This window comes from Mycobacterium sp. (assembly GCF_965229265.1).
Classification (GTDB): Bacteria; Actinomycetota; Actinomycetes; order Mycobacteriales; family Mycobacteriaceae; genus Mycobacterium.
Window position 1 is genome coordinate 38,052 of sequence record NZ_CBDDIY010000013.1, and the last position, 12,383, is coordinate 50,434.

At 68.9% G+C, this 12,383-nt stretch carries 10 protein-coding genes; 4 read left to right on the plus strand and 6 right to left on the minus strand.

The features are described from left to right. Positions 1-17: 17 nt before the first annotated feature. Complete coding sequence (hrpA, locus tag ADBZ9K_RS22270) at positions 18-3,983, minus strand: ATP-dependent RNA helicase HrpA (RefSeq protein ID WP_526625578.1); 3,966 nt, start codon at positions 3,981-3,983, stop codon at positions 18-20. Positions 3,984-4,007: 24 nt separating this feature from the next. Between hrpA and ADBZ9K_RS22275 the strand changes: the two genes are divergently transcribed. Both ADBZ9K_RS22275 and ADBZ9K_RS22280 read left to right on the plus strand, forming a co-directional pair. Next, positions 4,008-4,151: a hypothetical protein gene (locus tag ADBZ9K_RS22275; protein ID WP_526625673.1), complete on the plus strand. Its 144-nt coding sequence runs from the start codon at positions 4,008-4,010 to the stop codon at positions 4,149-4,151. Further along, positions 4,148-5,038 carry an aminoglycoside phosphotransferase family protein gene (locus ADBZ9K_RS22280; protein WP_526624392.1) on the plus strand — a complete coding sequence of 297 codons (891 nt, stop codon included), beginning with the start codon at positions 4,148-4,150 and terminating at the stop codon, positions 5,036-5,038. The genes ADBZ9K_RS22275 and ADBZ9K_RS22280 overlap by 4 nt, the downstream gene beginning before the upstream one ends. A gap of 15 nt (positions 5,039-5,053) precedes the next feature. Here the strand turns inward: ADBZ9K_RS22280 and ADBZ9K_RS22285 are convergent, their stop codons facing one another. Together ADBZ9K_RS22285 and ADBZ9K_RS22290 are read right to left on the minus strand one after the other, a co-directional pair. Further along, complete coding sequence (locus tag ADBZ9K_RS22285; protein ID WP_526624393.1) at positions 5,054-5,800, minus strand: hypothetical protein; 747 nt, start codon at positions 5,798-5,800, stop codon at positions 5,054-5,056. Continuing rightward, positions 5,797-7,413 (minus strand): S53 family peptidase, encoded by a 1,617-nt coding sequence (locus ADBZ9K_RS22290; RefSeq protein ID WP_526624395.1) that lies wholly within the window; start codon positions 7,411-7,413, stop codon positions 5,797-5,799. The genes ADBZ9K_RS22285 and ADBZ9K_RS22290 overlap by 4 nt, the downstream gene beginning before the upstream one ends. 233 nt (positions 7,414-7,646) lie before the next feature. On the opposite strand from ADBZ9K_RS22290, the gene ADBZ9K_RS22295 reads away from it, so the two are divergent. Beyond that, the gene (locus tag ADBZ9K_RS22295) at positions 7,647-7,907 is read left to right on the plus strand and encodes a CDGP domain-containing protein (protein ID WP_526624397.1); all 261 of its coding nucleotides are present in this window, start codon (positions 7,647-7,649) and stop codon (positions 7,905-7,907) included. 10 nt (positions 7,908-7,917) lie between these two features. On the opposite strand, the gene ADBZ9K_RS22300 is transcribed toward ADBZ9K_RS22295, so the two are convergent. Both ADBZ9K_RS22300 and ADBZ9K_RS22305 read right to left on the minus strand, forming a co-directional pair. Beyond that, entirely contained in the window at positions 7,918-8,628 is a 711-nt protein-coding gene (locus tag ADBZ9K_RS22300) for an Rv0518 family GDSL lipase (protein ID WP_526624399.1), read from the minus strand. Between the two features lie 127 nt (positions 8,629-8,755). Continuing rightward, positions 8,756-10,000, minus strand: a complete 1,245-nt coding sequence (locus tag ADBZ9K_RS22305; protein WP_526624400.1) for an acyltransferase family protein — start codon at positions 9,998-10,000, stop codon at positions 8,756-8,758. Positions 10,001-10,211: 211 nt separating this feature from the next. Between ADBZ9K_RS22305 and ADBZ9K_RS22310 the strand changes: the two genes are divergently transcribed. Next, entirely contained in the window at positions 10,212-11,597 is a 1,386-nt protein-coding gene (locus tag ADBZ9K_RS22310) for a WS/DGAT/MGAT family O-acyltransferase (protein WP_526624402.1), read from the plus strand. A 6-nt stretch (positions 11,598-11,603) separates the two neighbouring features. Here the strand turns inward: ADBZ9K_RS22310 and ADBZ9K_RS22315 are convergent, their stop codons facing one another. Next, on the minus strand, positions 11,604-12,368 hold the full coding sequence (locus ADBZ9K_RS22315; protein WP_526624404.1) for an SDR family NAD(P)-dependent oxidoreductase: 765 nt from the start codon (positions 12,366-12,368) through the stop codon (positions 11,604-11,606). Positions 12,369-12,383 lie beyond the last annotated feature (15 nt).

Genomic DNA, 12,383 nt, shown 5'->3' on the forward strand with positions numbered 1-12,383 from the left:
CTCTTGCGTTGACGGGGTCAGCCCAAGACAGCGTCGATGGCGCGGTAAATACGCTGCTCGCTGACCGGCCTCGCGGTACCGAGCTGTTGGGCCCACAGGCTGACTCGCAGCTCCTCGATCATCGCGGCGATGTCGCGAACATCGACCGCGGCGGCACGCGCCGGCGACAGCGCCCGCAGCAGTTCGTCGTAGGCATCCTGGACGGCCCGCACGCGGTGCATGCGGTCACGGTCGGCCTGCGGCGCCTGCGGCAGCCGGTCGAGCCGACGGCTGATCGCGGTCAGGTACCGGGCCAGATCGCTCAGATGGGCGGCACCGGTGGCGGTGACAAAACGCTTCGGGATCAGGCGAGCGAGCTGTGCCCTGATGTCGGCGACGGCGTCGGTCTGGGCCGCCGTCGGCCGGTCCGGCAGGGCCAGTTGCACCTGCTGCAGGGCGGTAAGCACTTTCTGCACCCGACCCAGAATGTCTCGGGTGGTCGACGGCAGAGCCGCAGCCACCCGCTCCCGCAAGGCGGTGAAGTCGTCTCTGCTCCATGCCGGCGCCGGCGCCAGCACGTCGACCGCCGCGTCGGCGCAGTCGTCGAGCAGCGCGGCCAGCGATCCGTCCGGGTTGGACCCCAGCACCAGGCGGGTGCGCGGATCCAGAGCCTTCTCCAGCGATTTCACCGGGGAGGCCAGCGTCAGGCGCAGCAGGCGCCGGGTGCCCGCCGCCATCGCGGGCTCCTGTTCGGCCGCGGTGGCGAACACCCGGATATCCACCCCTGCCCCGGTGTCGGCCAGTGCCGGGTACCCGCGCACGACGTGCCCGCCGACGGTGCGTTCGACGGTCCGCGGCAACCGCTCGAGGTCCTCGGGCCAGGACTTCAGCCCCGAGCGTTCCAGGTCGCTGGCGACGGCCTCGGCCACCGCCCGACGGGCCGAACCGGCCAGCTGCCGCTGCAGCACCTCGAGATCCTTGCCGCGGGCCACCTCGGTCCCGTCGGCCGCTTCGACGGCGAATGTCACCCGCAGGTGTGCGGGCAGCTTGTCCAGGTCGAAGGCGCTGACCGGAACCAAGACACCGGTGCGCCGGTGCAGCTCACGCTGCAGCGCTTCGAGCACCGGCTCGCGCCCCGGATCGATGGCCGCCAGTACCACCCGCGCGGTATCCGGCGCGGGAACGAAGTTGCGCCGCAGATCTTTCGGTAACGAGCGGATCAACGCTGTCACCAGTTCTTCGCGCAGTGCTGGTACCTGCCAACCGAACTCGTCACCGCCAAGCCGGGCGAGCACTTCCACCGGGACATGCACCGTCACCCCGTCATCGGCAGCGCCCGGCTCGAAACGGTAGGTCAGCGGCAGGGAGAGATCATCGGAGCGCCAGTTGTCCGGGCGCTCGGCGGTGTCTTCGTCGGCCCGCAGCAGGTCGTCACGGGTGAAGGTCAGCAAGTCCGGGGTGCGGTGGCGTTGTTTCTTCCACCACCCGTCGAAGTGCCGGGCGGAGACCACCTCGGGCGGAATCCTGCTGTCGTAGAACGCATAAATCTCGTCGTCGCCGACCAACAGGTCACGGCGGCGGGCCCGCTCCTCGAGTTCAGCCAGCTCCGCGCGCAGCCGGGCGTTGTCGCCGAAGAAGTGGTGGCGGGTCTGCCACTCGCCCTGCACCAAAGCGTGCTGGATGAACAGTTCCCGCGACACCACGGGGTCGATGTTGGCGTATCCCACCCGGCGCCGCGGGACCAACGGCAGCCCGTACAGAGTCACCCGCTCGAAGGCCATCACCGCGCCGCGCTTGGCATCCCAATGCGGTTCGCTGTAGGTGCGCTGCACCAAATCTGCGGCGACCCGCTCGACCACCTCCGGTTCGATCCGGGCCGCGACGCGCCCGTACAGCCGGCTGGTCTCGACCAGGTCGGCGACCACGATCCAGCGCGGTGGCCGCTTGGTCAGCACCGACCCCGGCGCCAGTACGAACCGGGTGTTCCGCGCGCCGGTGTACTCCCGCGAATCCCCTTCGCGCAGACCGACATGTGACAGCAGGCCAGCGACCAGGGCCGCGTGCACCCGCGCCGGATCGGCCGGTTCGGAGTCGCCGGACTCCCGGATGCCGATGTCGCGGGCAATGCTACGCAGCTGACCGGCCAGGTCCTGCCACTCCCGGATCCGCAGATAGTGGAGGAACTCCTCGCGGCACATCCGCCGGAACGCACTGCCGGACAGAGCCTTTCGCCGCTCACCAAGATAGCGCCACAGGTTCAGGTAGGACTCGAAGTCGGAGTGCTCGTCGGCGAACCGGGAATGCTTCTGCCGGGCCGCCTCTTCCCGGTCGGTGGGCCGCTCCCGGGGGTCGGGGATCGACAGCGCCGCGGCGAGCACCAGCACCTCGCGCACGCAGCCCTCGGTGTCGGCCTGCAGGATCATCCGCCCCAGCCGGGGGTCGACCGGCAGCTGCGCGAGTCGACGGCCCAGATCGGTGATGGCGCCACCGGAGTCGAAGGCCCCCAGTTCCTGCAGCAGCTGCACACCGTCGCGGACACTGCGGCTATCCGGCGGGTCGAGGAAGGGAAAACTCTCGATGTCACCGAGTTGCAGCGCCGCCATCTGCAGCATCACCGCGGCCAGGTTGGTCCGCTGAATCTCGGGGTCGGTGAAGCGGGGCCGCGCGGCGAAGTCCTCCTCGGAGTACAGCCGGATGCACACGCCCGGTGCGGTGCGCCCGGACCGGCCGGCCCGCTGCGCGGCCGAGGCCTGCGAGATGGGTTCGATCGGCAGTCGCTGCACCTTGGTGCGCCGGCTGTAACGCGAAATGCGGGCGCTGCCAGGGTCGACGACGTAGCGGATACCCGGCACGGTCAGTGAGGTCTCGGCAACGTTGGTGGCCAGCACGATCCGCCGACTGGCCCGGGACGGCGCGAACACCTTCTGCTGCTCGGCGGTCGGCAGCCGGGCGTACAGCGGCAGCACCTCGGTGTTCGGCAGATCCCGCAGGGCCTCTGCGGTATCGCGGATCTCGCGTTCACCGGACAGGAACACCAGCACATCACCCGGCGGCTCAGCAGCCAACTCACCGACGGCGTCGACGATGGCCTCGGTCTGGTCGCGGATCTCGGTGCGCACGATCTCATGATCAGGATCGTCGGGATCATCCGAATCATCTTTTGCCACAGGTACTTCCAGCGGCCGATAGCGAATCTCCACCGGGTAGGTGCGCCCGGAAACCTCGACGATCGGCGCACCGTTGAAGTGGGCGGCAAAGCGCGCAGGCTCGATGGTGGCGGAGGTGACGATCACTTTCAGATCGGGCCGGCGCGGCAGAAGCTCCCGAAGGTAGCCGAGCAGGAAGTCGATGTTGAGGCTGCGTTCGTGCGCCTCGTCGAGGATCAGGGTGTCATAGCGCAACAGGCGCCGGTCGCGCTGGATCTCGGCGAGCAGGATGCCGTCGGTCATCAGCTTGATCAGGGTGCGGTCACTGGCCTGGTCGGTGAACCGCACGGTGTACCCGACGGGTTCGATCCCCGGTCGCTCCGCTCCTGCCCGCCGCTCCTCACCCAGTGGGGAACCCAATTCGTCGGCGATCCGCTGCGCGACGGTTCGAGCGGCCAGTCGCCGCGGCTGGGTGTGACCGATGGTGCCGCGGATCCCGCGGCCGAGTTCGAGGCAGATCTTGGGCAGCTGCGTGGTCTTGCCCGATCCGGTCTCGCCGGCGACCACGACCACCTGGTTCTCGGTGATGGCCGTGGCCAGCTCGCCGCGGTGCTCGCTGACCGGCAGGTCGGGGTAGGTGATGGTCGGAACCGCGGCGATGCGGGTGGCGATCAACGCCTCGGCCGCGGCGACCTGATCGGCGATCTGGCGCAGCGTGTCCGGTGCGACCTCACCGCGCAAGGACTTCAGCCGTCGGCCCAGCCGGGCGGCGTCGCGGATCGTCAGCCCGTCGAGGCGGGCGCGTAGCTGACGCACCTCGCGAACCCGGTCGACAGACACTTCGGACACTCGCGCCAGGATAGGCCGTAGGCTCGGAAGGCGATGACCCCGCTGGTGACCATTGCCATCGTCGTCGGCCTGCTCGTGGTGGGCCTCGGGATCGTGGCCAGCCAGCTCTTCCGGCTCAGGGACTGGCTGAACAAGCCGCCGCCACCGACCGAGCACCCGGACGATCCCGACACGTGACCGACCTGCCCACCGGAGTGCGGGCGATGGCTGCGCGCGGACCCGACTGGGCGAACTGGGTCGCCTCGCTCCCGTCGTCAACCCGTGCGGTGCTGGCGCAGTGGCAGCTGACACCCGACGGCCCCGCCGGCCACGGATACTGCTCCCTGGTGATGCCGGTACGCACACCCACCGGCACGGCGGCGGTCCTCAAGATCGGCTTCCCCGACGACGAGTCCGAACACGAGCACCTGGCGCTGCGGCGCTGGGCCGGGGACGGCGCCGTCCGGCTGCTCAGTGCCGACCCGCACCGCCGGGCCCTGCTGCTGGAGCGGCTGCGACCCGACGACCTGACCGCGCTCACCGATGTCGAGGCGTGCATCGTGGTCGCCGGCCTCTACCGGCGCATCCACCTGCCCGCCATGCCCCAGCTACGGACCCTGGTGTCCTACGTCGAGCGCTGGGCCGGCCAACTGGCCGCGCTACCGCGCAGTGCCCCGATCCCGCACCGGCTGGTGGAACAGGCGATCACCGCCGCCGCGGACCTGACGACGGACCGAGCCCAGGTCGCCGTCATCCACGGCGACCTGCACTACGGCAATGTGCTGGCCGGTCATCGCGAGCCCTGGCTGGTCATCGACCCCAAACCGGTCAACGGCGACCCGCACTACGAGCTCGCGCCCATGCTGTGGAACCGGTTCGACGAGCTGGCCGGCGACGTCCGCGAGGGGGTGCGCCGGCGGTTCTACACCCTGGTCGACGCGGCGGGCTTCGATGAGGACAGGGCGCGGGCGTGGGTGATCGTCCGGATGGTCATCAACGCGATGTGGGCGCTGGCCGACGGACCACCGGCCGACAAGGATTGGCTGACCACCTGCATCGCGGTGGCCAAGGCGGTGCAGGACTGATCGGGCCGGCCCCGGTCAGCGCGGCGGGTCGCCGCGCCACATGAAGCTGTTGACGTACTTGCCCATGTCCTTGGCGATGAACAGGTTCGCCGGTGACGGCGGACCCGGCCCGTCGTCCGGGCCGAACTGGTGGAACGGGCCGACCGCGCCGGCAATGAGCGCCAGGTCGTTCTTCACCGCGACGATGATCAGGATCCGGAGGTGGTCGTCGTCGGTGGCGGTCCCCTTGGGCCAGTCGTCGGCGACCTCGCCGTAGCCGGGTTCGTAACCCAGGATCGCGTTGGGCAGCTCGTAGGACCGCTCCGCGTCGGGATACAACTCCCCCAACACATCTGCGGCCACCGTCGCCGCGTCGCGGCCAAGGGCCGGCTGGCTGAACAGCCGCAGCGTCCCGCCATCCCCGACGTTCAGCTCGGCCGTCACACCAGTGTCGTCGGTCTTGACGTCGTAGGCGGCGCCCGGCGCCGGGTAGGACACCGAGAACGACCCGTCCGGGGCGAAGAACCGCGGGTTGGTCGCCACCGGCAACCCGGTCGGCGGCCGGCCGCAGTCCGGTGGGCATTGGTACTTCACCGGCGACTCCACGAGCCGGGTCGCCACCACACTCAACGCCATCATCGCCACCACCAGCACGACCACCCAGATGCCCAGGGTGACGAAGTAGCCGGGGCCGCGTTGTTTGCGGGCCCGGTACCGTCGGCCGGGCACCGCGTAACCCGTGAAGGAGTCGGCGTCCTCGCGGGCGCCCGCCACCTCGGTCACCGGTTCACCGACTTCAGCACCAGCAGGGCCTTGACGAGGTTCTCGATGTTGGGGGTGCCCAGTCCGGTGATCATGTCGTAGCCGGGCACGACGGGGGTGACGGCGTTGGCGCCGAGGTTGATGTCGCGGAACGCCGGGATCGTCGAGCTGTTGGCGATCTCGTAGATGAGCGGATTGAGATCCCCCAGCTGGGACAACCCGCGCGCAGTGAGGAACTGGTTCATCACCGCCGCCAGCCCGGCCCACACCGGCGCGGACTGCGAAGTACCGCCCCCAACCAGTATCTGCCCATTGAAGACGAACTTGACGCCGGTGAACGGGTCGGCCACCGCGGCGATATCGGGCACCAGTCGTTTGTCGTGCGGGCCGGAGTGTTCATGGCCGGCTTGCCAGGAAGGACGAGCGAACAACGTGGACGCGCCGCCGCCGCTGCCCTGCGTCAGCGGGACGTCGTACCATCCCTGCTCGGCCAGCCACTGCCCTTCGGAGTCGGTCGACAACGTCGTCCCGCCGACGCTGGTCATCTCCGGAAGCGACGCGACGGCGTCGACGCCGACATCGTCGGGGCTGGGCGGGTCGGACCAGTCGTGCCCGCCTTTACATTCCAGGCCGGCCAGGTCTCCGCTGGCGTCGAAGGCTGTCGTGCCGTTGCGATGCGCGCGGGCCAGCGCCGAACGGACCGGCGCCAGGTCGGCCCGGTTCAGCAGGCGGTCACAGCCCCAGCCGATCGAGAAGCTCCACACCGCGCCGGGGTAGCGGCGATCCACCGCCTCCATCAGCTTGCCGAGTTTCTCGTAGGCCGCGTCACCCTCGGCGGTGACCCGGGCATTCACCAGCACGATCCTGGCCGACGGCGCGATCGCGTGGATGAACTGGACGTCCATCGACGCCTCACCGCGCCGTTCCGGCGGCATCTCGCCCATCACCTCCAGATTCACCTTGGGCAGGGTGAACCATTCGGAGAACCGGTCCAGGTCACGCTGATCCACCCCGTCGAAGGCGAAGACGGCCACCGTCTGCCCCTTGCCGGTGTATCCCGCCGACGTCAAGGAGTTCACGTTGTAGGCGGTGAGCAGCTGGGTCGGCATGAGCCCCCCGTCGGGGACGTCGAGCGGCAGGCTCGGCGGTGTGCCTTCGTGCCAGGGCGTGTACCCCAGGATGCGGCCCAGCCCGGTGACCTCGTCGGCGAGCTGCTGCGGGACCAGGGGTTGCTGCGGCGAGGCATAGAACACCTCGTCCCCGCCCCGGCGGCGGTAATCGTGGACCGCCACGTCCAGGGCACGAGCCAGTGCCCGCGGAGCGCCTTCCACGATCGCCCAGGGGTCGCCGTCCCGCCACCGGACCGAAAGGCCCCGACTGCGGGCCCAGGCGCTCAATGCCACCGGCTCGTCGGGGGCGCGCAGCTCGGCGGTCACCTGCACGCGGTCGATGCGGGCCGGTCCGAGGTCAACGGCCTGCGCGAGCAGTCGGGCGAATGGTCCGGCGATGACGTTGAAGGGCAGCGGCGGCGTCGCACGGTCGGCCGCGAACACCGTCATGGCCACGGTGAGTATCGCCAGCACCGGCATCCATCGAAACGCCCCCGGCCGCCGCACCCACATGCCACTCAGCATCAGCTAATCGGTCTACCAGGACAAGTCGACGGTCTCGATCGCTACGGGCCGGTCGATTCCCAACCGTTATCCGCGGTCATCACCCGTCGCGGCGCCGGACGGCCGCGCTGAGCGCTTCCCATCGCCGGCAAATCGCGCCGCAGCCGGCATCGGGCCGATAACGACGGCGAATGCCACCGCGATGAACCGGGTATCCAAACCTCACTTGAGGTTCGACGTCAAGGAGATCGGCGATGAATAAATTCAGTTCCGTGCTGGTCTGCGCGATCACCGCCATCGGTATCGGGCTGGTTGCGGCGCCGGCGGCCAACGCAGGATGCCAGGGACTGTGGACCCCGTGGGGTGGTGGCCAGCGCTGTGACGGGCCGATCGATCCCAGCGGCTTCTTCCAGCGCTGCGACACCGGCGGCGCGTTCGGGTTCAGCACCCCGCCGCAGTGCTACCAGGTCGATACGAACAACCTCGGCAACAATCAGCCGTGGATCGGGCCGTGACCGCGCGCGCTCACAGCGGGATGGTCAGCTGACTGCGGATCAGCGGCGCAATCTTTTCGGCCATGTAGCGGTGGCCCTCGTCGGTCGGATGGACACCATCCGGACCGATCAGGTCGGGCCGCCCCACGAACCAGCCCTCGGCGATCGGGTCGATGAACACCGCATTGGCCCGAGCAGCCTGGGCGCGCAGATTGTCGCGCAGGGCCAGCACCTCGAGCGGCGGGTCAGCCGTCGGCCACGGTGGCCCGATCACGAGGAACTTGGCCCCGGGTGCCACCCGGCGCGCGATCTGGAACGTCTCGTTGACCATGATCGGGTACTTCTGCAGATCGACGGGTTGGTCGTTGCGGGAACCGAAGAACACCACCAGGACGTCGTCGCGGTTGACGGCCCTGACGGTGAGGTCTTCGAACACATTGCCGCGGTTGCCCCGGATCCCGTACCCCGCCCCGCCCTCGGCGGCCACGTCGGCGTCGATCTTCACACCTTGGCCGCCCAGCAGCTGCCAGGCTTGCGTGGTCCAGGACCGGGGCCCCTGACCCCCCTCGTCGGTGCCGGTCGTATACGAGTCGCCGATCACCGCGATGCGGGTCAGTACCGACCCGCGGTTGGCGAGTTCGTAGCCGCCCGGCGGCCGCGAGTAGCCGATGACCGCGGCGAGCACCACGAGGCCCCACAGGCCAGTGGTGATGACGCGGATAAGCCCTTCCCTGCGGGTCAAAATGGCACCTCACTGATTCGCGCCCGACGCTGGCAGCTTACTGCCCCCGGCCATCGGCCGCCTGTCAACGCGCCGTCACCGCATACGGAAGACGTTGCCGCACACCAGGGCTGAGCACAAAGCCGACTCAGCCGGCGCGCATCGACGCCGAGGCCGGCCGGCCGTCGCGGGCCTGATCAATGGAGGCCAGCCGACTGCCGGGAGGCTGGGCGGCGCCGCCCTGCCCGCCCTTGACGTCGCGGAAGTCGACCATCCTGCGCATCCAGCGGCGAGCCGGCTCCTCGACGAAGTGGAACAGCAGCATCGATCCGGCCACCGCTGCCGCGATCAGACCGACGACCACGACCTTCTGCACCGGCTTGGACAAGTCGAGGTGGTACTGCTGCACCGCCCAGTTCCACGCCGTGTGTACCAACTCGTGGACCATGTAGAGGCTGAACGAGATCTTGCCGCCGTAGACCAGCAGCCGGGTGGACAACAAGGCTGGCAGGCTGCCCACACCGATCGACAGCGTGACCACCAACGGCATGAACAACAGGGCAACCACCCCACCGGGGTCGACCATGCCGGCGACGGGGTTGGCGTCGTACCAGTAGAGGATGCCGACGATCGCGGCGGTCAGCACGATCGCGGCCACGCCCGCGCCGCGTTGTGCGCCCTGGCCGAGCTGCAGCCGCCGCACCGCCGCACAGGCCAGCGCGCCGGCCAGGAACTGGGCCACGATGCGCGGTAGCCAACTCCACGGTGTGTAGAGGTGGCCGCTGGCCAGCAGCAGGACCGTCGGCGGCAGCGCGACGGCGAAGGCCAGCAAGAACAGGGCGCGCGCCCGGGTCACCCGGGCCATCCGGAAGATCACCAGAACCGCCAGGCCAAACAGTAGATAGGCCAACCATTCCGCGCTGATCGACCAGGCCGGCCCGTCCCAACTGGTCCCGTCGAAGAACGGCTCGTACCACAGCTGCACCATGAAAAGCTGGCGCGCGTAGCTGATGGCGGTGAGCTTCTCGACGTCCGGGGACGGCACGGTTCCGACGTGCAGGGTGAAGATGATCCACGCGGCCGCGATGTGCATCGTGACCAGGTACACCGGCCACACCCGCGACAACCGCAGCCACAGGAAATGCAGGGTCGCCCGGCCGGACCAGTGTGGCCCCATCCGGTCGAGATAATTCCAGGTCAGTACGAATCCACTGAGGATGAAGAACAGGTCGACGCCTTGGGCTCCGGCGTTGAACAGCGGCGCCAGGTCGTCCTCGAGGCGAGGCGAGGCTTCCCAGATGAGCGGGCGGAAATGGAAGAGCACCACCCACATGGCGGCGACGATGCGAAGACCGGTCAGCGCTTTGATCTCTCCGGTTCGCACGACACTCATTTCCGACTCTTGCTTGCTTTTCGACGCCACATCGTCCCCACGGGCCGGACCCCGCGCCACCGCGATTCCTCAGCGGCGACCCAGGCAGCCTATCAGCGCGACCGCCGTCAGCCGGGGTTCGTCATGCTGTGCGCCTGCTGAAAGCGCCCGTTCGTGTTCGGTTTGCCCGACTGTGATGGTGGTTACACTCGGCGGGCTCTACGCTGGCGCCATGCAGCGCCTCTCCGGCCTCGACGCGGCGTTCTGGTGGGCCGACACGCACACCTGCCCGATGCATATCGGCGCGCTGGGCATCTGCGATCCCAGCGCGGTGGCCGACTTCAGCTTCGACACCGTGCGGGACCTCATCGCCAACCGGCTGCCCGAGCTGCCGATCCTGCGCCACCGAATCGCCGGGGCACGCCACGGTCTGGACCGGCCGTGGCTCGTGGAGGACACCGCACTCGATATCGACTACCACATTCGGCGTGTCGCACTGCCCGCCCCGGGCGGGCGCTCCGAACTCGAGGAACTCGTCGGGCGGCTGATGTCCTACCCACTGGACCGGGATCGACCGTTGTGGGAGCTATGGTTCATCGAGGGTCTGGAGGGCGACCGCGTCGCTTACCTGACCAAGATGCATCACGCGATCATCGACGGCGTTTCCGGTGCGGGTCTGAGCGAGATCCTGCTCGACGTCACCCCACAGCCCCGAGAGCCGGCCACGGACGTGCCCGACACCGGCGCGCGACTGCCCGGCATCGAGCGTCGTGCGCTGGGTGCCTTGTTCAACATCGCCGTCATGACCCCCTACCGGGTGCTGCGGGTGGTGCAGCAGACGGTCACCCAGCAGCTCGCCGCTCGGACGGTGTCCAACAAACCGCCGAATTTTTTCGATGCGCCGGCTACCCGGTTCAACACCCAGCTCACCCCGCAGCGCCGGGTCACCTGCGCCAGCCTGTCCCTCGACCGGGTCAAGGCCGTCAAGCGGGCCTACGACGTAAAGCTCAATGATGTTGTTCTGGCGGTTATTTCGGGTGCGCTGCGGGACTATCTGCAGGCCCGCGGCGAACTCCCCGACCGGTCACTGGTGGCGCAGATCCCGGTGTCGACGCACACTGAGGCGTCGACCGGCGGCAACCAGATGGTGTCGACCACGATCAGCCTGGCCACAGACGTCGATGACGCGGTCGAGCGACTCAGCGCCATCTACGAAAACTCCCAGGGCGCCAAGGAGATGGCCCGGACGCTGTCCGATCACCAGATCGTCGGTCTGACCGAGACGACGCCGCCGGGCCTGCTCGGGTTGGCGGTGCGGGCGTATTCGGCTGCCCACCTCGGTGACCGCGTAGTGCCGATCAACCTGGTGATCTCCAATGTGCCGGGACCGGACTTCCCGCTATATCTGGCGGGTGCGCCGGTCGACACCCTGGTGCCGATCGGTCCGCTCATGCTCGACGTCGGACTGAATGTGACCTGCCTCAGCTACCGCGGCTCATTGGATTTCGGGGTGTCGACGACGCCCGAAATCGCCCCGGACATCGACGATTTCACCGATGCGCTCGAGCCCGCCCTCGCCGCGCTGGAGGAGGCCGCCGGACTGGTTCCGGCCCCCTGATCCAGATCAGGTCGCCGCCCAGCCCCCGTCCACACTGAGGACGGCGCCGTGGATGTTGGCGGCGTCGTCGCCGGCCAGGAATACCACCGCCGCAGCCACTTCCTGCGGAGTGCTCATTCGGCGAGAGGGCAACCTGCCGAGGACGGGGGCGAGGTGATCGGCGAACTCGCCCTGTCGTTCGGTGGCGATCGGCCCGGGTGCAACGGCGTTGACCCGTACACCGGCGGGTCCGTATTCGTCGGCCCAGGACTTGGTGAGCGAATGGATCGCAGCCTTCGTGGCGCTGTAGACGGCGGATCCGCTGGATCCCCGCAGGCCGGTGATCGAGCCGATGTTGACAATCGCGCCGCTTCCGTCGCGGGCCAGCTGCGAAGCCAGCACACCGGTCAACTCAAAAGGTGCAAAGACGTTGACCGCGAACGCCTCCCGAAGCTCTTGTGCGCTGACGTCGGCGGTCGGGGCCGGCATCAGCAGGGTGGCGGCGTTGTTCACCAGGATGTCCAGGCCGCCATGCGCGCTCTCGACTGCCGCGGCCGCAGCCCGTCTCACTTCCGCCGCGCCTGCTGCCAGGTCCGCGGCGACGAATGCGGCGTCGCCACCGCGGTGGCGTATGTCAGCGACGACGGCCTCACCCCGTGCGGTGTCGCGCCCGTTGACCACGACGAACGCCCCGCTGGCCGCCAGCGCCCTGGCGATAGCGGCTCCGAGGCCAGCCGTGGAGCCGGTGACAAGTGCTCTGCGCCCGGACAACCGGGTATCTTCTGGGTTCATGAGTCCCCATGCTTC